The sequence below is a fragment of the Chitinophaga sp. CB10 genome, assembly GCA_001870995.2.
Lineage (GTDB): Bacteria > Bacteroidota > Bacteroidia > Chitinophagales > Chitinophagaceae > Chitinophaga.
The window spans coordinates 48,367-74,372 of record MLAV02000002.1 but is presented as its reverse complement, the minus strand read 5'-3'; the positions used below and the strand labels follow the sequence as shown (position 1 = coordinate 74,372).

Annotated in this window: 17 protein-coding genes and 2 tRNA genes; 12 read left to right on the top strand and 7 right to left on the bottom strand. The window is 51.4% G+C overall.

Annotation, left to right across the window (positions count from 1 at the left end):
• Positions 1–17 precede the first annotated feature (17 nt).
• The 3 genes from BOC67_RS03630 to BOC67_RS03620 all read left to right on the top strand — a co-directional run bounded on the left by BOC67_RS03630 (position 18) and on the right by BOC67_RS03620 (position 7,361).
• Positions 18–2,252 carry an alpha-N-acetylglucosaminidase gene (locus BOC67_RS03630; protein ID WP_291907364.1) on the top strand — a complete coding sequence of 745 codons (2,235 nt, stop codon included), beginning with the start codon at positions 18–20 and terminating at the stop codon, positions 2,250–2,252.
• A gap of 523 nt (positions 2,253–2,775) precedes the next feature.
• Positions 2,776–5,892 carry a SusC/RagA family TonB-linked outer membrane protein gene (locus BOC67_RS03625; RefSeq protein WP_291907361.1) on the top strand — a complete coding sequence of 1,039 codons (3,117 nt, stop codon included), beginning with the start codon at positions 2,776–2,778 and terminating at the stop codon, positions 5,890–5,892.
• 5 nt (positions 5,893–5,897) lie between these two features.
• Positions 5,898–7,361, top strand: a complete 1,464-nt coding sequence (locus tag BOC67_RS03620) for a RagB/SusD family nutrient uptake outer membrane protein (protein WP_291907359.1) — start codon at positions 5,898–5,900, stop codon at positions 7,359–7,361.
• Positions 7,362–7,541: 180 nt separating this feature from the next.
• Here BOC67_RS03620 and BOC67_RS03615 read toward each other — a convergent pair whose 3' ends face one another.
• Entirely contained in the window at positions 7,542–7,790 is a 249-nt protein-coding gene (locus BOC67_RS03615) for an Ada metal-binding domain-containing protein (RefSeq protein ID WP_291907358.1), read from the bottom strand.
• Positions 7,787–8,626 (bottom strand): methylated-DNA--[protein]-cysteine S-methyltransferase, encoded by an 840-nt coding sequence (locus BOC67_RS03610; protein ID WP_291907356.1) that lies wholly within the window; start codon positions 8,624–8,626, stop codon positions 7,787–7,789. The genes BOC67_RS03615 and BOC67_RS03610 overlap by 4 nt, the downstream gene beginning before the upstream one ends.
• A 151-nt stretch (positions 8,627–8,777) precedes the next feature.
• On the opposite strand from BOC67_RS03610, the gene BOC67_RS03605 reads away from it, so the two are divergent.
• Complete coding sequence (locus BOC67_RS03605) at positions 8,778–9,203, top strand: c-type cytochrome (RefSeq protein ID WP_291907353.1); 426 nt, start codon at positions 8,778–8,780, stop codon at positions 9,201–9,203.
• Between the two features lie 246 nt (positions 9,204–9,449).
• Positions 9,450–10,712 carry a DEAD/DEAH box helicase gene (locus tag BOC67_RS03600; protein WP_291907351.1) on the top strand — a complete coding sequence of 421 codons (1,263 nt, stop codon included), beginning with the start codon at positions 9,450–9,452 and terminating at the stop codon, positions 10,710–10,712.
• A 188-nt stretch (positions 10,713–10,900) separates the two neighbouring features.
• Here BOC67_RS03600 and BOC67_RS03595 read toward each other — a convergent pair whose 3' ends face one another.
• The gene (locus BOC67_RS03595) at positions 10,901–11,914 is read right to left on the bottom strand and encodes a LacI family DNA-binding transcriptional regulator (RefSeq protein WP_291907349.1); all 1,014 of its coding nucleotides are present in this window, start codon (positions 11,912–11,914) and stop codon (positions 10,901–10,903) included.
• A 186-nt stretch (positions 11,915–12,100) separates the two neighbouring features.
• Here BOC67_RS03595 and BOC67_RS03590 point away from each other — a divergent pair, with 186 nt between their 5' ends.
• From BOC67_RS03590 to BOC67_RS03580, 3 genes are all read left to right on the top strand, one after another.
• Positions 12,101–15,151, top strand: a complete 3,051-nt coding sequence (locus BOC67_RS03590; RefSeq protein WP_291907346.1) for a TonB-dependent receptor — start codon at positions 12,101–12,103, stop codon at positions 15,149–15,151.
• A 31-nt stretch (positions 15,152–15,182) separates the two neighbouring features.
• On the top strand, positions 15,183–16,631 hold the full coding sequence (locus BOC67_RS03585; RefSeq protein ID WP_291907343.1) for a RagB/SusD family nutrient uptake outer membrane protein: 1,449 nt from the start codon (positions 15,183–15,185) through the stop codon (positions 16,629–16,631).
• A 318-nt stretch (positions 16,632–16,949) separates the two neighbouring features.
• Positions 16,950–17,948: a hypothetical protein gene (locus BOC67_RS03580; RefSeq protein WP_291907341.1), complete on the top strand. Its 999-nt coding sequence runs from the start codon at positions 16,950–16,952 to the stop codon at positions 17,946–17,948.
• 60 nt (positions 17,949–18,008) lie between these two features.
• Here the strand turns inward: BOC67_RS03580 and BOC67_RS03575 are convergent, their stop codons facing one another.
• The gene (locus BOC67_RS03575; protein ID WP_291907339.1) at positions 18,009–19,346 is read right to left on the bottom strand and encodes an alkaline phosphatase family protein; all 1,338 of its coding nucleotides are present in this window, start codon (positions 19,344–19,346) and stop codon (positions 18,009–18,011) included.
• A 132-nt stretch (positions 19,347–19,478) separates the two neighbouring features.
• Between BOC67_RS03575 and BOC67_RS03570 the strand changes: the two genes are divergently transcribed.
• Positions 19,479–20,762 carry an HAD-IB family phosphatase gene (locus BOC67_RS03570; RefSeq protein WP_291907337.1) on the top strand — a complete coding sequence of 428 codons (1,284 nt, stop codon included), beginning with the start codon at positions 19,479–19,481 and terminating at the stop codon, positions 20,760–20,762.
• A 56-nt stretch (positions 20,763–20,818) separates the two neighbouring features.
• On the opposite strand, the gene BOC67_RS03565 is transcribed toward BOC67_RS03570, so the two are convergent.
• Together BOC67_RS03565 and BOC67_RS03560 are read right to left on the bottom strand one after the other, a co-directional pair.
• Positions 20,819–20,903, bottom strand: a tRNA-Tyr gene (locus BOC67_RS03565).
• A gap of 54 nt (positions 20,904–20,957) precedes the next feature.
• Positions 20,958–21,031, bottom strand: a tRNA-Asp gene (locus BOC67_RS03560).
• 145 nt (positions 21,032–21,176) lie between these two features.
• On the opposite strand from BOC67_RS03560, the gene BOC67_RS03555 reads away from it, so the two are divergent.
• The 3 genes from BOC67_RS03555 to BOC67_RS03545 all read left to right on the top strand — a co-directional run bounded on the left by BOC67_RS03555 (position 21,177) and on the right by BOC67_RS03545 (position 25,169).
• Entirely contained in the window at positions 21,177–22,013 is an 837-nt protein-coding gene (locus tag BOC67_RS03555; RefSeq protein WP_291907334.1) for a rhomboid family intramembrane serine protease, read from the top strand.
• A 46-nt stretch (positions 22,014–22,059) separates the two neighbouring features.
• Complete coding sequence (locus BOC67_RS03550) at positions 22,060–23,679, top strand: rhomboid family intramembrane serine protease (RefSeq protein WP_291907332.1); 1,620 nt, start codon at positions 22,060–22,062, stop codon at positions 23,677–23,679.
• A gap of 62 nt (positions 23,680–23,741) precedes the next feature.
• Positions 23,742–25,169 carry a S41 family peptidase gene (locus BOC67_RS03545; protein ID WP_291907330.1) on the top strand — a complete coding sequence of 476 codons (1,428 nt, stop codon included), beginning with the start codon at positions 23,742–23,744 and terminating at the stop codon, positions 25,167–25,169.
• Between the two features lie 42 nt (positions 25,170–25,211).
• Here the strand turns inward: BOC67_RS03545 and nfi are convergent, their stop codons facing one another.
• The gene (nfi, locus tag BOC67_RS03540) at positions 25,212–25,886 is read right to left on the bottom strand and encodes a deoxyribonuclease V (RefSeq protein ID WP_291907329.1); all 675 of its coding nucleotides are present in this window, start codon (positions 25,884–25,886) and stop codon (positions 25,212–25,214) included.
• Between the last annotated feature and the right edge of the window lie 120 nt (positions 25,887–26,006).

The window sequence follows — 26,006 nt, the reverse complement described above, 5'->3', positions numbered from 1 at the left end:
ACTCCAACGTTTACGCAATGAAAAACTTTTTGTATGCACTATTGCTCTGTGGCGTTAGTACATGCGCCTATGCGGCGCCATCGCCAACAGCAGCAGCTTCCAACCTTATTAAAAGGGTACTGCCCGCCTATGCGGACCGCTTCGCAGTAGCCCTTATTCCACAAAAGAACGGCAAGGACGTTTTTGAAATTGAAAGCAAAGGCAACCAGGTTGTCCTGCGCGGCAGCAATGCGATCAGCATTGCCACTGCCTTCAACTGGTACCTTAAATATTTCTGCCACTGCGAGCGATCCTGGAATGGCGATAACCTCCGCATGCCTGAAGTATTGCCGCAGGTAAAAGAGAAGGTACAGCGGGAGACCGCGTACGACCACCGGGTGTACCTGAACTATTGCACCTTCAGCTATACCGCGCCCTGGTGGGACTGGGAGCGCTGGCAGCGGGAGATCGACTGGATGGCGATGAACGGCATCAACATGCCGCTGGCCATTACCGGCCAGGAGGCCGTATGGCAGCAGACGCTGCGTAAGTTTGGCATGAGCGACGAGGAGATCCGCAGCTTCCTCGTAGGGCCGGCATTCTTTGCCTGGCAATGGATGACCAATATTGAAAGCTGGGCAGGGCCTTTGCCGCAGCAATGGATAGACCGCTCCGTGGTGCTGGGTAAGCAGATACTGGAACGGGAGCGGGAGCTGGGGATGACGCCTATCCTGCAGGGCTTTACCGGTTATGTACCTATTGCGCTGAAGCGGCATTATCCGCAGGCGGATATTACCGTAAAGCCTTTCTGGCTGCGCTACTTCCCGCCGGGCACGGCGCAGCTGGATCCGCTGGACCCGCTGTTTGCCCGGCTGGGTAAGACTTTCATCGGGGAGCAAACAAAGCTCTTTGGCACCGATCATTTATATGCCGGCGATCCGTTTCATGAAGGAGCGCCCCCTAAAACCTACGAAGGCTACCTGGGCAAGGTGGGCAAAGCGCTGTATGAGGTAACAGTCAGCGCGGACCCGCAGGCGAAAGTGGTGATGCAAAGCTGGTCCCTCCGGGAGGAGATAGCCCGGGCCATTCCGCAGGACCGCCTGCTGGTGATGGACCTGAATGGCAAGTGGAAAAAGAACCAGGCCTTCTGGGGCAGCGAATGGGTGATTGGCGTGATTCATAACTATGGCGGCAGTACGATGACCGGCGGCAGCCTGCCCAGCGTGATGCGGCAGCTGACGCAGGGCGCCGGCCATGATACCATTTACCATCACCTGACCGGCATCGGTATTTTCCCCGAGGCTATTGAGCACAACCCTGTTATTTATGAAGCCGCCGCGGAAATGGCCTGGCATCCGAAAATGCCGGATGTGGAAAACTGGGTGATGTCGTATATCCATGCCCGTTATGGCGCGGAGGATCCGGCCACGCAACGCGCCTGGAAGGTATTGTTGAAAACCGTATATGCCGGCACGGCCATTGAAAGCAGGAGGGAGAGTACAATTACCGCGCGCCCTGCGCTGAAGGTCAACGGCGCATCGCCCAACGGCGGTTTGAATACAGAAAAGAATTACCGCTTTAAGGATTTGTGGGAGGCCCCGGCGGCGATGCTGGCATCCGGCAAATCCCTCCGCGACCTGCCTACCTGGAAGTACGACCTGGTGGATATGACGCGCCAGTGCCTGGCGGACCAGGGCATCCCGCTGCAGCAGGCGGTGAGCAGAGCATACCAGTCCGGCAATAAAGATTCCTTCCGGATAGCTTCCCGTTTGTACCTGGACCTGATCAGCGATATGGACGAACTGCTGGCCAGCAATGAGAGCTTCCTGCTGGGCAAGTGGATTGCGGACGCCCGCAAATGCGGCGTCACCAAAGCGGAGAAAGACCTGTACGAACGCAATGCACGCTGGCTCGTGACCGTATGGGGGCCGTACGATAAGGACGCGATGTTGTTTGATTACAGCAGCCGGCAGTGGGCGGGCCTGTTGAAATACTACTACCGCAAACGCTGGGCGGATTTCTTTGCCTTCCTGGATGCGGAGCTGCAAAAGCCTGTGGGCAGGTATGTGGAAACGGACAGCATCAACAACCGGTTTAAACGGCCTGCCAATGAGGCCAATGACTTCTACCGGCGGATGTCCGGATGGGAATATGCCTGGTGCGAAGAGCAGGATGGCAGTAAATATAACAGTACGCCTGTGGGCGACAGCTATACCATCGCTAAGCGCTTGTATGAAAAATGGCAGCCGGTAGCCATCAGCGTTTATCAGTAGGAGGATGGCGGGAGGGCGGCAGCGCTCTCCCGGCATTTTCCGGGCTTTGGTATGGCGGGGCCGCGGCGCTATGGCGGCGCGGCATTTTTTTTTCTCCCCCCAACAAGAAAAGGAAGGGCGGAATATTTTGACGGCAAATGAATATATAAATAATTGTAAATAAGACTACTGCTTTACGCCCCGTGAGATTAACCCTTTTATTTTTTAAACTTTTATTTGGATATAAAATATTTTATTATTTTTATCGTATAACCTAATACGATAGTATAAGCTTATTGAGAGATCGAAGTGATAACCAAAATCTGAATTAAGTTTAAGCGCACGTAAAACTGCTTTTTTACTGGAATAAAAATTCATTAACTGCTTGTAAATGCTTAGAGGAAATGGTCCTAATGCCATATTGTGTCCGTGTGTGACTATTCATCTACAATGCTAAACCGATTTATTGACCTGAAAATACTTTGTAGCATCATACCAGGAATGGTATAACAACTTTTATTCATTCAACCAAAATCTGAACTTCATGAGGAAACTATTACTCGTGGTGGCCAGCATGCTATTACTAGCATTATCTGTAATGGCCCAGCAGCAGCGTACAATTTCAGGACGTGTCACCGATGAAACCGGGGGCGTGCTGGCTGGCGTAACCATCAGTTATCCCGGTGGTAAAACGGGAACGGTTACCAATGCCCAGGGGGATTTTACGCTGACCGTACCTGCGGCTACCAAACAACTCCGACTATCTATTGTAGGTTATGAAACTAAGCTCGTACCCATTACGGGCGATCATCTCGGCGCTGTTACACTGGCGCTGGACAGCAAATCAATTTCTGAAGTGGTGGTAGTGGGTTATGGTACCCAACGCCGGCAGGAAGTGACGGGTAACATCTCCTCCATCAAAGGCGGCGCGGTAGCGCAACTGCCTATCCAGAGCTTCGAAGCCGGTATCGGCGGCCGCGCTACAGGCGTGCAGATCACCGTGCCGAACGGGGTGGTAAACAACCCGCCGGTATTTCGTATCAGGGGTGTGAACTCCCTGTCGTTAAGCGCTTACCCGCTGATCATTATTGACGGTGTGCCCACTTTCACCGGCGACGTAGGCAGCACCAACGCGCCGCTGAACCCGCTCGCGAGCGTGAACCCCAGCGATATTGCCTCCATTGAAATCGCAAAAGACGCGGCAGCTACGGCCATCTATGGTAGTCGCGCTGCAAACGGCGTGGTATTCATCACCACCAAAAAAGGAAAAGCCGGCAAAGCCAGGTTTTCCTATGATGGTTGGGTGGGATGGACCAAACCAATCCGCCTGCCGAAGCTGTTGAATGCGCAGCAATACCTGGAAATCAAAAATGAGGGTATCAAGAACCGCAACCCCAGCGCTACCAATTTATATGTGCCTAATACAGACGCCAACGGCAATATGGTGGATATGAACTGGTACGATGTGGTGTACCGGCAGAACGCAATGTCGCAAAGCCATAGCTTCAACGCTTCCGGCGCTTCCGACGCTACGTCCTATTACTTCTCCGGCGGCTATACGAAACAGGAAGGTATTTTGAAGCGCAATGATTTTATCCGCAAGAACCTCCTCTTTAACCTGGATCAGAAGTTAGGAAAGATCTTACAGGTAGGCACCAAACTTTCCTACAGCAATGAGAACAGTCTTATCTCCGGTTCCTCCGGCTCCCTGGAAGGCGAGGCGTTCAACTCCGGCGGTCTGGCAAGGTTAGCATTCCTGACGGCTCCTATTACGCCGGCTTATAACAACGACGGTACCTACAACGTAGTGGACGCCAATATCGGCGGCGGTAAAAATACCCTCACCACTGGTATTTACAATCCGCAGGTGCTGCTGGACCTGGATCATTCCAATACGGAATCCAACCACGTTCAAGCCACTGCCTATGCGCAACTCAAGCCTTTTGAATGGCTGACGCTCAAAACCGTGTACGGCATCGATTATATGTTCCTGAACAACGACGTGTACCGGAATAATATCAACGGCGACGGCTGGTCTACCAAAGGCTCCTCTATCAGCACCTATACGCAGCTGAAAAGATGGGTATGGACCAATACCGCGCAGCTGGAAAAAAGCTTCGGCAGCCATAACTTCAACCTGCTGGGCGGCGTGGAGCAACAGCGCGATACCCGTGAGCGTTATGGCCTGGAAAGACAATTCCAGTCTGATAACATTTTCAACACCACTCAGGGCGGCTGGCTGATCGACCTTTCTTCCGGATTGCAACGCAGGGAGAACTACCTGCTCTCCGCCTTCACCCGTTTGAACTATAACTATAAGGAAAAATATTTCCTGAGCGGCAACCTCCGTCAGGATCAATATTCCGCGCTGGCGCCCGGCCATAAGAAAGGTACTTTCTACGGCTTCAGCGGCGGCTGGGAAGTAGCGAAAGAGAAATTCTGGAGCGATGGCGCACTGGGCGACGTCTTCAGCAACTTCAAGGTGAGAGCGAGCTATGGTAAAGTAGGTAACATGGCAGGTTTAGGCGATTTCGACTTTATGTACCTCTATCGCCCGCTGCTGTATGGCGGTAATACCGCCATGTACTTTAACCAGTCCGGTAACAACCAGCTGGGTTGGGAAGAAAGTAAGAAAACAGATGTGGGTATCAACTTCGGTATCCTGAAAGACCGCATCAATTTTGAAGTAGCATACTACTATAACAACATCGATGGGTTGATCCTCTACCTGTCCCATCCGCCATCTTCAGGGCTGCCATCTACCGTTCCGGCCAACGTGGGCTCTATGTTCAACAAAGGGATAGAAGCCTCTGTAAACGCCACTGTGCTGGATATCAAAGGATTTAGCTGGAATACCAATTTTAACTTCAGCTATAACAAAAACCAGATCACTGCCCTGGCGGACGGGTTAACGGAGCTTCCGTTTACCACCAGCTCCCTGGAACAAACTTCCATTAATAAGGTAGGCTACCCGGTAGGTATGATTTACTGCGTGCCTGCGGGCGGCGTGGACCCTGCCACCGGTATGCGTATCCTGTATAATCCGCAGGGCGAGGCAGAGATATATAACCCCATTACGGGCGCTTACACCTACCTGGATGGTAAACCTGCTCAAACGCTCGGTACCAAAACGGCGCAGCCTTATGCCAACACCAATCCGAAATTCCTCGGCGGTTGGGATAATACCTTCCGGTATAAAGGTTTTGAGCTGAATGTATTGCTGACCTACCAGGCTGGATTCTCCGTGTATTACGGTTCCAATGCGGGTCTGAGGGACCAGCGTTACTGGAACAACAGCACCGATGTGCTGAGAAGGTGGCAGAAGCCCGGCGACGTTACGGATATTCCGCGCCTGATCAACGGCGACAACGTGTCTAACGGTAGCGCCTATGCGATTTCAGCAAACGTGTTTAAAGGCGATTTCATCAAACTGAGAAATGTTGGCTTAAGTTATAACCTCCCGTCAGATGTGGTGAAGCTGGCGCATCTCTCCGGTGTGAGAGTATATGCGCAGGCGCAGAACCTGGCCATCTGGACGAAGTATCCGGGTCCGGATCCGGAAGTATCCTCCAATGGTAACAACGCTTCCGGTCAGGGTATTGACCGCAACACACTGGCAAACGGACGTACCGTTACGGTAGGTTTAAATGTTAATTTCTAAACAGCATGAAGATGAAAAAAATCAGCGTATATACATTACTGTTAGCTACCGTACTGGCATCCTCCTGCCAGAAGGATAAGCTGGACCCGCGGCCGGCTTCGGACATGCCGGACTACATGGTATTTGAAACGAAGGAGCGCATCGCGAGCCAGTACAACGGTTTGTACACCGTGTTGAAACACGGCCGCTTCCTCGGTGGAAAATTCCAGATCGCCAATGAAGTGCGGGGAGAGGATTACCTGAATGAGCGCGCCAACAACGTGACGCTGCAAGCCACCTGGAAGCGCATTGTAGGTAACGAGGTGCAGGAAGTGAAGGAGATCTGGAGCCAGGGCTACCTTGCCATCAACAACGCCAACCTGTTTATTGACGGGATGGCGGCGAAAGGAAATTCAGTGGTAGGGGATTCGCTCGGTAAAATTTATGTGGCGGAAGCCAAGTTTGTACGCGCAATTTCCTATTTCAGCCTGCTGCAGCTGTTTGCCCGCCCTTACTGGGATGGCAATGGCAGCAAACCGGGGCTGATCCTGTACACGGAAGGACATAAGGACAAGGGGAATTATTCCAAAGCCAGGAGCACCACGGCCGAAACCTATGCGCAGATCCTCAAGGACCTGAACGAAGCGGAAGCCGCATTGCCGAAGGTAAATGCCGGCAGCACGGCAGCGGTGACTCACGCCAACTACTATACGGTGGTGGCATTGAAGATGCGGGTGTACCTGCACATGGGGCAGTATGATAAAGTGGTGGCGGAAGGGGCCAAGCTGGTGAGTGCGGCAGCGCCGTTTACTTCCCCTGGCGGCCATGCCCTGGTGCCGGAGATAGCGAAGGTATTCCAGTTGCCTTACACGACTTCAGAGTCTATATTTTCCCTGCCATTTACCAGTACCGTGGGCGATTACCCTGGTACGCAGACGCAGCTGGGTTATTACTTTACCCCGAAAGCGCCGCCATTGCAGGGTAACGGTGAGTACTCCCTGTTGCCTACCGGAATTATTTCCGACAAGGGCTGGAAGGACGGGGATGCCCGCCGTAAGTTGCTGACAGCAGTAGGCAGCAAGTATTACATGACTAAATACGCTGTTCCGAGTCCGTTTACGGATTGGGCGCCGATCATCCGTTATGCGGAGGTGCTGCTCAACCTGGCGGAAGCGAAGGCCAGGCTGAATACCGGCGTGGATGCCGGGGCGCTGGAGCTGCTGAATGCGGTAAGGCACCGTTCAGATCCTACGGTGACATTTACTGCCGCTACCCTTACTACGCAGCAGGCGTTGATAGATGCGATTCTTAACGAAAAACATATTGAATTACTGGGAGAAGGTTTCAGGAGTATGGAAGTAACGCGGACGGGCGCCACCTTTGCCGCCCGGGCTACTTATGTAGCGGTGCCGCCTACCTCTTCCGCCTACATCTGGCCGATATCATCCGACGAGCTGGTGTACAACAAGCTTTGTGTGGATAACCAGTAAAGTTTTTGTTTCCTCTTTGTAGCGGCGCGGCATTTTCCAATGCTGGTCTTATTCATAAGCAATAATGGAGTCCCTCCCTTCCCAAGGGGGGGACATTCCGTTTTAGGGGGTAATGGTTTTTGTGCAAGGGGGACATGCGGGGCCTTGTGTTTGGCAGCAGGCTTGCAAGCGTTATGGTTATTACACGCCGGCAGGCCCTTGCTTCATGCAATGCTTACACGCTCTGTAACCCGCCTGCCTGGCTTCCGCTTCATCCCTGAAAAATACCCGGTTTTCCGTTTTCATGCGTTTGCCCGAGCTGCATTGCAGGCTACCGTATATTTTCAGTTTTTTATTGCCGCCGAGGGTGATGGCGCCTGACTGTATAAGCAGCAGGAGTTGTTTGCTGCGCTTATAAGGGGTATTGCCCAGTTGTTGGTGGTGTATCATATGTCTTTTTCCGGGGAGATATTAGCGGCCTCCCAGCCCAGTATCGCGTGTTTGCGGGTAGCGCCCCAGTGGTAGCTGCCGGTTTCCCCGTTGGCTCTGATAACGCGGTGGCATGGTATGAGAAATGCCACCGGGTTGCTGCCAATGGCGGTGCCAACGGCCCGGGAGGCGTTAGGATGATTGATTTGCTGCGCAATGTCCGAATAGGTGCTTACCTGTCCCAGCGGGATGTGCAGGAGGGCGTCCCATACTTTGAGCTGGAAGGGCGTGCCTTTGAGGTGCAGCTTGATGTCGGATAAGCTGTTCCAGTCGTGCGTGAAAATATAGAGCGCATGTTGCTGTATCATATCCGTCATTTGCCGGAAGGTGGCTGCCGGAAAGGTTTGTACGAGTCCGGCAAAGCCGGCGCTTTCATCTTCCGCAAAGGCCATATAGCAAATGCCTTTACTGGTGCTGGCCACGATCACGTTGCCAAACGGGCTTTCTGCAAAGCTGTAGTTGATTTGTAATGCCTTGCCGCCGTTCTTGTATTCCCCCGGGGTCATGCCTTCGATGTTGATGAAAAGGTCGTGCAGCCTGCCAGTGCCGGAGAGGCCTGTTTCAAATGCCGTATCCAGGAGGGTGGCTTTCTGCTGTTTGAGCAGGGTTTTGGCATAGTCCAGCGTGAGGAACTGCAGGAATTTTTTCGGGGATACGCCTGCCCATTCCGCGAAAACCCTTTGGAAATGATAGGGGCTGAGGTGTGCGGCAGCTGCTATTTCCCGGAGGTCCGGCTGTTCCTTGAAATGTGTTTTGATGTATTCGATGGCGAGTGCCACTTTATCATAATTGTCCATAGCATTCACTTTTAACACAAAGGTAGGGTGGGTGTTGCTGCCGGTAAACCCGATAATTGCGCAGTTTATCTATTCAATATTTTGCGATATGAGTTTTTTTTGTAGATTTCCAAATATAAAGGAAGCTATTTAATCATAAAATTTCATGGTCATGAAAATCAAAAAGAGCATGGCTTTATTAGCCGCTGCCTTTGTGACTGCCGGGGCGCTTTGCTCCCTGTCGCTGCCACAGGAACCGGAGAAGCCCAAGAACCTGAAGGTTCTACCAAAAAACATCAGTCATGAAGAGCTGATTGTTGTAATGCGCAACTTCAACAATGCCCTGGGTGTAAAGTGTGGTTTCTGCCATGCCCCTTCCAAAGATGATCCCAAGCACATGGATTTCGCCAGTGACGAAAATCCGCATAAGGGAGTAGCACGCGATATGATGCGTATGACCAACCGTATTAACAAGAAATTTTTCAAAGGCTCCGAGCCGATGACAGTGACCTGTTATACCTGTCACCATGGCAACGAAGAGCCGCAGAGCAAGCCTGCCGACAGCAAAGGCCCTCAGGCGCCGCCGTCAGGGAAGTAACACTATTTGAGGCCCCCCTGCCAGGGGGCCTTACTTTTAACACTGATGAATGATTGAAATCTCGTATCTTTGCATCTGTCTTTTGAGATAATAGCATACAACCTGAAAAACTTGCTCTCCTCATTGGTCATCTGTACAGGGAAATAATCCTGTAACGTATTCATAACAGACCAGATAAACTTTCACATTTTTTGTAATAGCTAATCCGGTCACCCCCGACGCACATCCCGGGTTAAATTATTAAACATGCAATTTGATCAACTAGGGCTTATTGAACCCATTTTGAAAGCCGTAAAAGCCGAAGGCTATACGACCCCAACCCCGATACAGGAACAATCCATTCCTATTGTATTAACCGGAAAAGATCTGCTGGGTTGCGCCCAGACCGGCACCGGTAAAACAGCAGCTTTTGCAATTCCTATTTTGCAGCGACTGTACAATGAAAAATGGTCATCCCAGGGGTATAAGCATATCCGCGCACTCATCCTGACGCCTACACGCGAACTGGCTTCCCAGATAGGGGACAGCTTTACCGCTTATGGCAAGCATACGGGCCTGAAGCACGACGTAATTTTTGGCGGCGTACCGCAGCATAAACAGGTGATTTCCCTGCGTAGCGGTACGGATATCCTGATTGCGACGCCGGGCCGGCTGCTGGACTTAATGAACCAGGGTATCATCTACCTGAACTACCTGGAGGTATTTGTGCTGGATGAAGCGGACCGCATGCTGGACATGGGTTTTATCAACGATATCAAAAAAATCATCAAGGAACTGCCTGCGGAAAGGCAAACTTTGTTCTTTTCCGCCACCATGCCGCCTAAAATTGCGCAGCTGGCAGGCTCCTTACTCTATAAACCGGAAAAGGTAACGGTAACGCCTGTATCTTCCACTGCCGAAAGGGTGGAGCAGGGTGTTTATTACATCCGTAAGAAGGATAAACAGGCTTTGCTGGAACTGATCCTGAAGAATAAAGATATTGACCGCACCATCGTGTTTACGCAAACCAAGCATGGGGCGGACAGGATTGCGAAGAACCTGAAGCGCCGGGGGATTACCGCCGATGCGCTGCACGGGGATAAGTCGCAGTCGTCCCGCGAGCTGGCGCTGGCCAACTTCAAAAGCGGCCGTATGCGCGTGCTGGTAGCAACGGATATTGCGGCCAGGGGGATTGATGTGGATGCGCTGGAACATGTGATCAACTACGACCTGCCGAATGTGGCGGAAACCTATGTACACCGTATCGGGCGTACAGGCAGGGCCGGCGCTTCCGGTATTGCCCTCTCTTTCTGTGACCAGGAGGAAAGAGCTTACCTGAAGAGCATTCACCGTCTTACCAAACAGGAAATAACCGTTTTACGCCATCCTTTCGAGGAAGCGGCTAATACCGAGGTTAGGAATGCGACGCCGGATGCCCCGCGTGCAGAACCGCGCAGGCCGAAGCCGAGGAATATGCACAAGAAGCGTTATCAGAATGATAAGCGGGATAAGAAGAAAATTGATTTTTAAGGAGGTGATGTGCCGGTAGCTTTGTGTAAAAAGTGCGGGTATATTCACTGGATTGAGTTATAAAAGACGACGCCTTATGGGGGGCGTCTTTTTTTATGCCTGGATGGTGATATGCGGAGGGGCATGGAGGGGATGGTCACCGGGGGCGCCGGTGTTATTTTTTATGGGATTGCCTAGTATATCTATCCTTAGCTCGCCATTTGCGTAGACCTTCTTATAATCATCGATGACCGGATCACCGTATTGCGTTCCCAGTTCCTGTTTTTCCTTTTTTCCAGCATATTAAAAAGCACGGTGGCCGCGCTTTTGCCCATATCGTGCGCGGGCTGTATAATGGTGGTGAGCGCAGGATTCAGCAGGCTCGCCGTTTCCAGGTTGGAGAAGCTGAGTATTTTCACATCGGCTGGAATGGCCAGCCCCAAAGCAGCGCAGGCATGATAGCTGGTGATGGCCAGTTTTTCCACGGAGGCGAAAATACCATCCGGTTTTTCATTGGCCAGCATGTTGGTAATCAGCTCCTGGTTGCGCTCCGGGTCCGTGCCGCAAGGCAGCAACAGGGATTCCACCTGACCCTGCCGGTCGGCTATCGCCTGCTGAAATCCCTGCATACGTTTGCAGTCGATCGAGAGGTGCGGGGAGATAGACAGGTAAGCGATCTTTTTGCAACCCACGTCCATCAGGTGGCGGGTAGCGAGCACGCTGCTGTCAAAATCGTCCGTCGTAACGGTAGGCGCGTCCAGATCGGCGCAGATGCGGTCAAAGAACACGATGGGGATGCCCTGTTCACGGATGGGATGCAGGTGTTGGTGATTGCTGCCGTTGCCCGCCATGGACATGAGAATACCGTCGACTCTGCCGCTCAGTAAATGCTGTATCACTTCCGCTTCCTTCTGCGGATTTTCGTGGGTAAAATAGATTAAAACATGGTAGTTCTTTTCCTGGGCTACGGACTCTATACCGTTGATGACGTGGGAAAAGAAGTTATTGGAAATTTCGGGAATAATCACTGCAATAGTTTTGCTCCGTTGACGGCGCAAGCTGCTGGCATAGTGATTTGGCTGGTAATTAAGCTGCCGGGCCAATGCATGGACCTTCTCTTTTGTTGCTGCACTGATCTCATAGCTATCCATCAGCGCTCTTGATACTGTGGATATTGCAAGGTTTAGTTCCCTGGCAAGCATTTTAATGGTGATTGCACTCATAAGACTTTACCGCTTTTTCATACTCAGTGGACCTGATACTAATTTAGCGCAATTTGATATTTTATGCAAACGTTTCCGTAAAATTTTTCAGGAGTCCACCGAATTGCTGCTACATTTATCCCGACTGGTACTAACCAACTATATATAATAGCCTTTCAATAAAAATTACACGTAAAAAGCTGCGCTATGTTCTCGCGTAAATTCCTTTTAATCGTTATGATGCTGTTTGGTGTACTCGCTACTTCAGCCCAAACAAAAAAGCTCACAGGAAAAGTCACAGGGGTAGATAACAGTCCCCTGCCCGGCGTAACCATACAGGTTGCCGGAACAAAAGTAGCCACGGTAACTTCAGGCGATGGTACATTCACCTTAAACATTCCGGCAGGCGTAAAACCGGTGCTGCAATTGTCCTCCATCGGGTATGAACCCTTGCAGTACACCGCCGCCTCCGACAATGTGACCATCGTGCTGAAAGAAGCCGTAAAATCCCTCACCGATGTGGTGGTAATCGGTTACGGTACGGCCAAGCGTAAAGACCTCACCGGCGCTATCAGCTCCGTGCCGATCGCCAATACGGACAAGTCGCCGGTGTTTGGTACCAGCCAGCTGTTACAGGGCCAGGTAAGCGGCGTACAGGTAACGCAAACCAACGCCCAGCCCGGCGCCTCCTTTTCCGTGCGGGTACGCGGTACCAACTCCATCACTGCCGGCAGCGATCCGCTGTACGTGATCGATGGTTATGCCGGCGCTGATTTCTCCACCATCAACCCGTCTGATATCGCCAGCATAGACGTGCTGAAGGACGTTTCCGCTACCGCTATCTATGGTAGCCGCGGCGCAAACGGGGTGGTGATTATTACCACCAAACAGGGTTCGGCAGGCAGGAACACCGTTTCGGTGGACTTCTACCGGGGCATGCAGGAAGTATCCAGGATGTTGAAAATGATGGATGCCACCCAGTTTGGGAATTACCTGAATACGGTGATGGCCTACCAGGGCAAACCTCCTGTGTACACGCAGGCCGGACTGGATACGCTTGGCAAAGGCACCAACTGGCTGGACGAAATTATCCGTACCGCGCCTATTACCAATGCGAACGTTTCTCTCTCCGGAGGAAGCGAAGGCACCCGGTATTTCCTTGGCGCGAGCTATTTTGACCAGGAAGGTATCATTATCAACTCCGGCTATAAAAGAGGAACCGTACGGTTTAACCTCACCCGCGACATCAGCAAAAAAGTACGGGTAGGCATTAACTCTTCCTTATCCTACAATACCCAGGGCCTGGCAGCTATCAACTCCAATGGCGGTTCTGTTGGCGGCACGCTGCTGGACGCGATGCGCATCAGCCCTATCGGCCCGGTGTATAACCCCGATGGCAGTTATACTTTCGTTGGCGCCAATGCCGACCTCCTCTCCCAGATCGGCAACCCGGTGGCCAACGCCATGCTGAATACCGACAAGCAGAAGGAGATCCGGACCTTCGCCAATATTTTCGGCGAATGGCAGATTATCGAAGGTCTGAAACTGCGGTCCACTTTAGGGGGCGAGTACAGGAGCACCCGGGAAGACATCTTCCATCCTACCACTACCTACTGGGGCGCGCAGGATAAAGGGCTGGCTTCTATCGAAAACCGCATTGCCTATAACTATCTCACGGAGCATACCCTCACTTACGATAAGACCATCAATAAAAATAACGCCCTCACCGTACTGGCAGGTTATACCTATCAGCGCTGGCGCAGTGAAGGTTCTACCAATACCATCAATAACCTGACAACGAATAAATACGGCACCAGCAATATGAGCGTGGGTACAGCCGTACCGGTAAGGGTATCGCCTGCTGAAAATGCGATTGAATCCTACCTGGGAAGAATCAACTACCGCCTCATGGATAAGTATCTCTTTACCGTGAGTATGCGTGCGGATGGTACTTCCAAGTTTGGCCCGAATAAAAAATGGGGCTACTACCCATCCGGCGCTTTTGCCTGGAGGGTATCTGATGAGGCGTTCCTGAAGAATGTAAAACAGATCAGCGACCTGAAGGCGCGCGTCAGCTATGGTACCGTAGGTAACCAGAGCATTGATCCTTACCTCTCCCTGCAGCAGTACACCACCAATTCCTATATCCTCAGCCAGGGCCGCGTGGTAGGCACTTCCGCCAATAACCTCGGCAATGCCGACCTGGGATGGGAAAGCACCAGCGCTTTTGACTTCGGTTTTGACCTGGGGCTGTGGAACAACCGGCTGACCCTCACGGCTGACTATTATAACAAACAAACATCCGACCTCCTGTTTAGCAGGGCTATTCCCAGCACGTCCGGTTTTACCACCGTTATGGCCAATATCGGTAAGGTGGAGAACGTGGGATACGAACTGGGTATCAACGGCGTGATTATAGAAACGCCAAAATTCAACTGGACCAGCTCTTTCAACATTGCCACCAACCGCAACAGGATTAAGAGCCTGGGCGGCCAGGATAACATCCCGCAGGGTAACGTCAGCTCCTCCGTATTTCCCGGCGGGCAGAACTCCGGTATCCTGAAAGTGGGAGAGTCCATCGGTTCCTTCTATGGCTACCAGTTTGGCGGTATCTGGCAATCCGACGATCAGATCAAAGCCAGCGGTACCAAGCAAACCGTAAAACCCGGCGATCCGATTTATGTCGATCAGAACGGCGATGGCGTACTTTCAGCGGATAAAGACAGGGTGATCATCGGTCATGCGCTCCCTAAATTCACCTACGGTTTTACCACCAACCTGAAATATGGTCCGTGGGCGCTCAGCATTTTCCTGCAGGGCGTACAGGGCCAGGATATCCTGAATGTGAGCCGTATTGAAATGGAAAACGGGGCGGTGTTCAGCAATAAGTTTGCCTATGTGGCTACGGACAGCTGGCATGGGGAAGGCACCAGCAACACGCTGCCAGCCATCGGAAGCGGTTTGAGAAGAAGTTCCAACGTAACCAGCGATATCGTAGAAGACGGCAGTTTCCTCCGCATTAAAACAGTTACGCTCTCTTACCAGTTGCCGCTGCCTAAAATAACCAGGGATGTGTTTAAGTCGGCCAGCATTTACGCTACCGTGCAAAACCTCTACACCTTTACCAACTACTCAGGTTTTGATCCGGAGGTGAATACTTACGCCAATTCCTTTGGTAACTATACTTCTCTCAATATTGATTACAACCCTTATCCCAACATCAGGACCTACCTGGTAGGTGTTAAGTTCGGATTCTAAACATTGTATTCACAGAGAAAATTATTTAAAAATGAAAAGACAAATTTCCATCATATTACTGGCAGCCGCCGCAATGTTTGGTTCGTGCAAAAAAGGGCTGGACGAGGTGCCGGAAGGTTTCCTGACTAAGGACAATGCTTTTACAGACGCCAGCGACGCACAGTCGGCCGTAAACGGCTTGCTCAGCGCATTGCAACCGCAGGCTTATTACCAGCGTACTATCTATATCATCACGGAATGCTCCGGCGATGCGTTACAACCGATCGCCGGCCAGACGCCGGAACGGCTGGAGATGTTCAACATCACCTATAACGCCGGCAACGTGGAGATCAGGAACTGGTGGCAAAACAGCTACAAGCTGATTTCCCGCGCCAACGATATCATTGCCTATGTGCCGGGTATCGACATGGATGAAACGCAGAAGAAGAACCTCCTCGGTAACGCCTATTTCCTCCGTGGTATGGCTTATTTTGACCTGGTAAGGAGTTTCGGGGATGTGCCGCTGATGCTCAAACCTGTTACCTCTATCAATGATCCGAATATGTATCCTGCACGCACTGACGGCGGGCTGGTGTACAAACAGGTGATTGAAGACCTGAAGTACGCGGAAGCCAACTGCTTTCCCGAAAATAAAATTACCCTGAAGGGCATGGTATCCTCCGGCGCTGCATCCGCCATGCTGGCAAGGGTGTACCTGCAACGCAACAGCACGCAGTGGAAGGAAGCTACTGATAACCAGAATGCGCTGGATGCCTGTAACCGGGTGATCAACTCAGGTGTTTATAAACTGTTGGATAATTACGCGGATGTTTTTGATTGTGATAAGGAGAATGGGCCGGAGCATATTTTTAGCGTACAGTTTGGTACCAACGGTTCCGGTACTACGCAGAATATCATCGTGCGGATGTTTTCCCCTGCGGGTCTTGGCGGTTCCGGTTCCTTCCTGACTACGCCGCAGTTTTTCCAGAAAGCTTACTTCTCTGCCGCAGATACACGTAAAGCCTGGAACCTCTCAGATTTTGACGGCACCAAAAAAGTAGATCCGTTTATTTACAAATACCGGGATGCCCAATGGGCGAAAAACAGTAACAACGCCCGCAACAACTGGTTGATCCTGCGCTACGCCGATGTGCTGATGATGCAGTCGGAAGCGATGAATAACCTGAACCCCGCGGACCCTGCCAAGTTCAACGGCCTCAATGCCGTGAGGAAACGCGCAGGACTTACTGCGCCGGAGTTTCAGCTGAATTTGACCAACACGCCGAATGCGCAGGCATTTATCGATACGCTGGTCAACGACCGTTCCCGCGAACTGTGTGTGGAAGGGCATCGCCGCTGGGACCTGCTTCGTTTGGGCAAGTACAAGGAGGTGCAGCAGTCCCTCGGTCATAAGGTGGAAGATTACCAGTTACTCCTGCCGTTGCCGCAAACAGAACTGGATGCCAACACGGCATTGAAGCAAAATCCACAGTATAATTAATAGTAAAAGATTTCATTTTTACCGGGGCCGCAACTTGTTGCGGCCTTTTTTTTGTGGTGAACTCTCCTTTTCCTTCTCAAAAAATGACAATTGAAATATTATACACATCATATTATTCCATAAATAGCAGCTTTGTAAATGTGTTATTCCTTAATTTGAGCGACCATTTATCTGCTATCACGATAAGATTACGGGGTTGCCTGAGAAATCCTGTAGCGCACAACGATATTGTATTTTTTATTTTTTGATTTTGACCCTTTTATTGAGATGGATACCCGAGCCAACAAATTAAGTGAGCTAATACGCAGACGCCCCGCGATGTTTGTCGGAAACCTGCATTTTACAGGTTTTGCGAATATGCTGGAATTCGTATTGGAAGAAATGTTAACTGAGATTACGCCTGAAACCACTATTGAGATTGAATTCCTGGAAACCCGGGCCATCCGGATGAATGCTAAAAAAGTAGCGACTGCCGGGTTAATTAACTGCATTTATCACCTGGATCAGCCGGATATGCAGCAGACCAGTTCCCTGCCGGTAGCCATATTGGTGGCGCTGTGCCTGCATACGGAAATGGAGATCCATCACCAGGCGGATGTGATCACGCTCGACGGCCGGCAGGGGGAGTTCGTGTTGAACGTAAAACCTGGCGGGCAATTGCAGGGGCAGGTGATGATCGAGTTCACCCCCGATCCGCTTATTTTCCCGGATTTTACCCCTGATTACGAACAAACGGCGGCGCTGCTGCAAAAATATGCCTATCTCTATCCCGGCCTGAAAGTGATTGCTGCGGACCACCGGGAAGATCATCGCCGCAATGTATTCTGTTATCCGCAGGGTATCAGCCGGCTGCTGGATACGGCGATTGCCCAGCATCCGCATGCGAGCCCGTTCTTCCGGCTCGACCTGAAGGCGGCCATACGGGATTATGCCTACCAGGTGAGCTTTTGCTATCAACCCCTGTGGTTAACCACTTCGTATGTACGTTCTTTCGCCAATCACTACGAGTTGTTCCTCGGCGGATCGCTGATAGAAGGGGTGCAGGATGGGATTATTATGGCGATTAAGGAAGCGGCCAGGATCACCAAAACAAAGATCCGTATCAGCAAAAAGAAGCTCCTGGAAAGCATGATCCTTATTGCGGCCGTACGGGGGAAGGGATTGGAATTTGTGGGGCCTGGAAAGTGGCGGTTGGAGGCAGGTACGGTAAAGAATGATATTAAGAAATTCGTCTTTGCCGAGGTGGCGAGGTATCTCGCTATTAACCCGGATGAGCGTAACCGGGTGATATTGAATTTTGCTTATGAGTTTGAATAGAAAAACCGGGTTTACCCTGCTGTAGCAGAGAACCCGGTCAGCAATATTTCATTTCGTTTTTTATTCGAGGATACCGGCAGGTATTTTGCCATCGATTTCACCGAAGGATAATCCCAGGAGTTTTGCTACTACGGGCGCTACGTCCATCACATTCATCTCTCTTACTGTTACACCTTTTTTCAGGCCGGGGCCGAAGGCCACGAATCCTGTTTGAATTTCCCTGAAGTCAGGATAATACCCATGTGCGCCGCCTTTACCGGCTTTCACCAGTTCGCCTTTAGCCGTACCGGAGATGTTCACCCCGTCGCTGGCTGCGAGTGCAAGGGCTGCATTCGGATCTGCGCCTACCTGTGCCAGTTGTTTTTGATCGATGATTTTAAACAGTGCCTGTTGGTTAGCCGGCAAAGCTTTGAGCAGGGCGATTACTTGTTGCAGGGTGGCGGCGTCGTTTTTATCTTTCAGATGCAGGAAGGCAGCGCCGCCGCTGGTGTGGAACTGCGCTTTCCAGTCGCCGGTAGAGGGGTTATTCATCAGTCCATTTTTCGCCAGCAGGATATTGGGCGAAAACACCTGTTTCACGTTTACGAAGCCATGATCGCCGGTGACGATGATGACGGTGCTATCGTATATGCCTGCCCGTTTGAGGGATTCGATGACGGTGCCCAGCGCTCTGTCGGCCCCGGCTACGGCTTTACGCACCAGCAGCCCGTCGCGGCCTTCCTCGTGTTCATAATGATCAGCGCAGGGGAGGTGCAGGGTGGTGAACGCCGGCTTATACGTCCGGATGAGGTAAGCGCCGATGCGGGCAACGTTTTCGTCCATGATCAGCTCCCCGTTTTCCATGGTGATGTCGGCAGCGGCGAGGGCGCCGGTGGCGTTGTCCTGCACTTCTTTCCAGAGGCCGGCCGGCGTACAGGCGGCCGCTGTCACCTCGCGGCGGTCTTTACTTTTCCCGGTGGGCCAGATGTCCGGCAGGTTATAATCTACCGGCGCTCCAACGGTTACCGGCCAGATAACGTTGGCGGAAGTTTTACCGGCTTTGCGCACCAGGTCGTACAGGGTAGGCGTTTTAATGGCTTCGTAGTGCCAGTACCAGCGGCCGGTAGCGCCGGCAGGCTCGAACGGGGCATTGTAGTACACGCCGTGTTTGGCCGGTGCAACGCCGGTTATAATGGAAGTATGATCCGGGTAGGTAACACTGGGGAAGATACAATTTACGCCGTCGGCAGCCACGCCGTTCTCTTTCAGGTGGCGGAGGTTGAACATGCCCCAGGAGGCGTCTGTATAAAATTCAGGGCGGAAACCGTCGATGGTGATCAGCACCACATGCGATGCCTTTTGCGCGTAAGTACTAACGCCGGCGGCCAGCAGCGCGCCCAGCAGCAACATCTTCTTCATTTTTTTGGGCGCAAAGATACCGGGTAGCGAAAAGAACATATGTTAACTTATCATTAACCTACTGTAAACATTCTCCAAAAAAAGAAAAGCCTGATTATTACTTTTGTGCTTCTATTCAAAATAAAGGCGTCAGTGAATAAAAAATACTACATCATAGATTTCGACAGCACCTTTACCCAGGTGGAGGCGCTGGACGAACTGGCCCGCATTTCATTGCAGGACCACCCGGATCGCGAACTGATTTACAGGAAGATTGAAGACCTCACGAACCAGGCCATGGAAGGGAAGTTATCGTTCAGGGAAAGCCTGGCAGGAAGGGTGAAGCTCCTGGAAGCCAACAAAACGCACCTGAAGCAGCTCGTGAAACATTTGAAAACGCTGGTCTCTCCGTCTTTCGCAAGAAATAAAAACTTTTTTAAACACCATGCGGACGATGTGCTGATCGTATCAGGCGGGTTTAAAGAATTCATCACACCGGTAGTATTGCCTTATCATATCCGTAAAGAAAATATTTACGCCAATACCTTTGTTTTTGATGAAGCAGGAAAAATCATCGGCTACGATGAAGCCAACCCGCTGTCCTTCGAAGGCGGCAAAGTGAAGCTGCTGAAGGAGTTGCAGCTGCAGGGGGAAATTCACGGGATTGGGGACGGTTATTCCGATTTCCAGCTCAAGGAGTTTGGAATGATCAAAAAGTTCTACGCGTTTACAGAGAATATTTCCCGAAAATCGGTAGTAGAGAAGGCGGACCATGTGACGCCGAGCCTCGATGAATTCCTCTACATCAACAACCTGCCCGCTGCTATTTCTTATCCAAAAAACAGGATTCATTGCGTGGTAACTGCGCAGGTGCCGGAGCAGGTGATCAAACAGCTGAAGAAGGAAGGATATACGGTGAAGCAGGTGGAGAAGGCTGATGCAGAGAACGTAGCGAAGGCGCGCATCCTCGTTGCCGGCGGAAAGGAAAAGATCGGAGAAGAGGTACTCGAAGCCGCTTCCAAACTGAAGCTGATCGCCTATATGGGCAAGGCGTCCAAAGCGTTGCCGGTGGCCGCCTGCACGCAAAAAGGAGTGATCGTGTTTGACGATTTCAAGAAGCCGGCATCCGTACTGAAACGCATCACCGGTTTTATCAATAACGGGGATTCCTTCAAGAGCCTGAATTTCCCGAATATCCAGCTGCCGGCGGTATCCAACGTGCATCGCTGCATTCATATCCATAAGAATGTGCCCGGCGTAATGGCCAGCATCAACCAGGTGTTTGCCGATCACAAGATCAACATTGTATCGCAGTACCTGATGACCAACGATCATATCGGGTATGTGATAGCGGATATACGTTCGGATTATGATAAGGTGCTGCTGAAGGCTTTGAAGAAAGTGGACAATACAATCAGCTTCAGGGTGCTGTATTAAGATAAAAAAAAATGGAGACCAACGGTCTCCATTTTTATAGTTCCACAGGGTAGAATTGGTGGGCAGGATAGGATTCGAACCTATGAAGTCGTAGACAGCGGATTTACAGTCCGCCCCATTTGGCCACTCTGGAACCTGCCCTTATGAGAGAAAAAAAAGGAACGGACCTGATGTCCATTCCTTGAAAAAGTTTTGCGGACCAGACGGGACTCGAACCCGCGACCTCCGCCGTGACAGGGCGGCATTCTAACCAACTGAACTACTGATCCTCACTACTGGCGGCCTTTTGAGCCGTTTTTGTTCCCCGTTTGGGGTTGCAAATATAGCAACAATAATTTCATTCCACCAAAATTATTTTTAAAAAAAGAAAATAATTGCATTTTTACATTCGCAACCCGTTTTAAAACCTTACCTATGAATGCCGCGCTGGTCGTGATTTTGCTGCTCCTTGCCAATGTTGTCTTTTCCTTTAAGGGATTCCGGAATAAGTATTTCTTTCACAAATATCAATTTGTTGTGGAGAAGGTATTGCTGCAACGTCAGTACTGGCGCGTGATTACAGCAGGCTTTCTGCATGTGGGCTGGGGCCACCTGGTAGTGAATATGCTGTCGTTTTATTTTTTTGCTGCGGACCTGGTGTATGTCGTTCCAGCATGGCAGCTGTTTCTCATCTACTTTGCCAGCTTAACCGGCGGTCAGCTGTTCGCTTTGTTTATCCACCGCCATCACGGGGATTACAGCGCGGTAGGGGCCAGTGGCGCCGTGGCAGGCGTGGTGTTTGCGGCCATTGCCTATACGCCTGATATGTATGTGAATATACTCGGTATCCTGTCCTTACCGGGATGGTTATACGCTATCGGGTATATTTTTATTTCCATCTACGGCATCCGTTCGCAGTCGGATAATATCGGCCATGAAGCGCACCTGGCGGGCGCTGTCACAGGGCTGCTGGTGATGATAGCCTTACATCCGGCGATATTGCAGGTCCACTACCTGTACATTGCTGCGATACTGTTGCCCTGTATCTTTTTCATCTATATTGTACTTACCAGACCTTACATCCTCCTCATCCGCAACAACTTCTTCCGGCAACATCAACCATACCGCAGTATTGATGACCAGTACCGTATTGATAAAGCCCGGCGGGAGAAGCAGGTGGATGCCATCCTGGAGAAAATTCAGCGCAAGGGAATGATCAGCCTGACCAGCGAAGAGCGCAGGACATTGGAAGAATATTCCAATAAGCTCTAGGGGTAAGCGAAAATCCGTATTTTGCAGTAGCCCAAACGTTTAGAACATGGATCAGCTGCAAGAGAAATTACGGGTTTTCGTATGGCCGTACCTGATAGTCGCCATTTCCTACTTACTTATATACACGGCCTGCCACTGGCTGTTTTTCATCAGGTTTGAATTATTTGAGGTAGACCAGGATGTGCTGGAATACTGGGCGCCTATGGGTTTGGCCTGGATTCCTATCCTTATCTTTTTCAGGGAGCGTTTGTTGAAATTACAGCTGCGAAATCCTGAGAATAAGGTATTCCTGATCCAATTGTTTCTCTGGCTGGCCATGAGCGCGCCTACCGTACTGGCCCAGTCCTATATGACCGCTGCCACCGGCAGGCTGACCAGCCTGAAAGTGATATCAGACATTACGAAAGTACCCCCTGCGAAATATTATCATCTCACCCAATCCTATATAGACAAAGTAAATGCAGGGGTGGTAAATGATGCGGAAGTTGCCGGCAGAATGAATGCAGACTTTAAGATGTACCTGTATGTAGTGCTGCCTGTTTACGACCAACCTGCGGATACTGCCAGCCACCGGACCGTGGCCTGGTATGCGCTCAAATACAGCAAGACGATCAGCAACAAATTAAGCCCGGAAGAGAAGCAGCAGGAGTTCAGGCAGTTTGCAGGCGAAAGCCAGCGGCAGTTTGATCGCCTGGATGTGCACCACTTCAGCTACCTGGAAAAGGTGCCCAACGGCCAGGATAAAGAGGCATGGCTGGCCGCCATTGATGAAAACAAAGCGTTTGCGGGCAGCGGAAAAATATTGTTGCAACCCCGCTTTGGCGATTTTGCGCAGCATACTCCTTCCATTATCTGGACGGTACTGACTTTCCTGCTTGGGTTGATAGCCTGGGTGGCCATTGTCGTGTACACGAAAATAAAACCGGATGAAAGCGCTTATGGTAATGATTGGCATCGCCCGCGCCGGGGCGGCGGCGCAACTGATCCTGCGGAAGGCCGGACAAGGCCGGTACGCCCTTCCCAGCCTTCTTTCCTGAAGCCCCATAAAGGCTATTATATTACGCCGGCACTGATGTATATCAACATCGGGGTGTACCTGGCGATGGTGGCGGCCGGACTAGGCGCGATGGCCTTCCGGGCGGATGACCTCCTGCGCTGGGGCGCCAATTACAGGCCTTTCACCGTAAACGGGGAGTGGTGGCGCTTACTTACCAGCACCTTCCTGCATGGGGGCCTGGTACACATGGCTTCCAATATGTTTGGACTTGCGTTTGCCGGGGCTTTCCTGGAACCGCTCCTCGGCGGTAAACGCCTGCTTATAGCCTACCTGGTCTCCGGGATAGTAGCCAGCGCCGCCAGTATAGCCTGGCATCCGGATACGGTGAGTGTGGGTGCTTCCGGGGCTATCTTCGGCCTGTTCGGCATGTGCGTGGTATTCCTGGCAAAGGCCTATAAAAATGAATACGCCAAACGGCAGCTCTATAATATCCTCATCCTGATCGGGTATAACCTGCTGTGGGGCCTCAGCGGAGGGATTGATAACGCGGCGCATATCGGAGGGCTCGTCAGCGGCATGCTGGTAGGCCTGGTGCTGCACCCCGGCGCAAAGAAGAGGATACTGAAAATACAGCAGGGGATACCGCCTGACCAGGAAAATCTTGATTAATTACAAAAAATTCCCATATTTGAGGTCTGAAAAGCCTTATTTTGTAATAAACCAAACCTCCTATGAAAATTAAGTTGTCCATATTTATCCTGCTGATGGCAGCCGGCAGCGCTTATGCGCAAGCTCCCGCCTGCGATTGTGCTGCTGAATTTAAGTACATCAGGCAAAAAGTGGAAACCAATTATTCCGGATTCAACGATAAAGTAAAATTATACGGCAGTAAATCGTACGACAGCCTGGTGAACAGCCTGGAGCAGCTGGCTCCGGAAGCGGTAAGGCCTACCTACTGCCTGTTTCTTGTCAAACAATATATCGATTGGTTCCATGATGGTCACCTGATCCTGGACCGGCCTGCGGATAACAGCCGTCATGCGTTGCCGGCCATTGCGCGCGCCCGCGCAGCCCGCAAGGAAGTAGAGCCTGTGCCCCTCAGCGGCTGGACCATCACCCGCCTGAAGACCTCCACCGGCCCGGAAGGCATTTTCTGGAATGAAGAAGGTACTCTGCGCATTGCCGTTACGGAATCGAAAAATAAATTCAGGGATTACGTAGCGCAGGTATTGTTATCGAACGACAACAAGTGGCGCAAAGGGGATATTGTGATGGAGCTGAAGTACGATACGGTGAACTATGTGTTTAACGGTTTCGAATATACGGACATGGGACTGCTGAAAAACATCAGTCTTGTTACCAATAGTAATTCCTTTGGTAAATGGATCCGGGAAAGCGTGGGCAAGCCTGCTGCACAGCAAGCGGAGGCCGCACCGCCAGCCACCTTCGCTAAAAAGCTTTCCGATAAAACTTATTACCTGCGCATGGCATCTTTTGAGCAGGATCAGCTGCGTGCGATCGACAGTGTTATGAAAGCGCATCAGCAGGCCCTGGCCGCGCATCCCAACCTCATCATTGACGTGCGTGGCAACGGCGGCGGCAGCGATGCGGCATTTGCGCCGGTAAGCCCTTTACTGTACACGGATTCTATTCGTATAACCGGCGCCGATGTATGGGCGACGGAAGACAATATCAACAGCTGGAAAGAACTCCTGGATGCCAACATGCCGGCAGATACGAAGGCCGCCCTGCAAAAAGTAGTAGATACGATGAGCGCCAACAAAGGCAGGATGGTAGCCATTTCCAGGGATACCTGGAAAAAAGTGCCGGTGAATGAACCTACTCCCAAAAAAGTAGTGGTACTGATGGACGGCGGTTGCGCCAGCACTACGGAAGAATTTTTGCTGCAGGCGAAGCAAAGTAAGAAAACCACGCTGATGGGCGTGCCCAGCGCCGGGATTGCGGATTACGCTAATGTGCGGGTAGCGAAATTCAGGACGCTGCCATTTGTAGTGGGATATCCTACGAGCAGGAACCGGCGGATCGATAAGGGACAGGGCGTGGATAACACGGGCGTGAAGCCGGCCGTGGTACTGAAGGATTCGAAGGACTGGGTTGCCTATGCACAGCAGTACCTGGAATCAGCCAGCATAAAATAATGCAATTTGTTTCCTGAACGCATCAATATAAAAAAATCCGCCTTAGAGCGGATTTTTTGCTTTATAGGCATCCATTGCCAGCCGGCCATGGTGATCTGCAATCCTGGTAGTTTCCGGCAGGCGGTAGAGCCGCGCCATTTCCAGCACGATGGCTGTGGCGGTATCCAGCGATACCATATGCCCTACCGATACAAATACCGGGTTGATATTATCCTGCGTGCGTAAGGCGTTGCCAATCTGCTGCTGATCGTCTTCTGACAGCAGGGGCGATATGCTGCCCCTCCTTGCGCCGGGTTCTTCAAAATGGCCATACAGCCTTGTTTTTCCACACCCGATGGCAGGAACGTTCAGGGTAACGCCCAGGTGCGAAGCCAGGCCAAAGCGGCGGGGATGCGCGGCCCCGTGGCCATCGCAGATGATGACATCCGGGTGCAGGTTCAGTTTTTCCCAGGCTGCCAGTAAAGGCGGCATCTCCCTGAAGGAGAACAGGCCCGGTATATAGGGGAAAGTGACCTCCATGACATGCGTGGCTACTGCGGCCACTTCCAGCGTATCATAGTGTAAAACGGCGATAGCGCCTGCAATCAGGTTGGAATCTTTATCGTATTCCACATCTGCGCCTGCGATGTAGCGGATTGGCTGTGGGAGCCGGTTTTCAGTGATGACTTGCTGTCTTAATTTCTCCTGCTCAGCGACGGCTTCAGGTTCAGTTAGCATGGTGGTGGTCTTTTCGCTAATATCGGCAATATTTATTTATTTTTTGTCGGAATTACCCTCTCTATTGTCGCGCTCCGCCACTCCGGAAATTGGGTAAACGCCGTAAGTTTGCATCGTAAG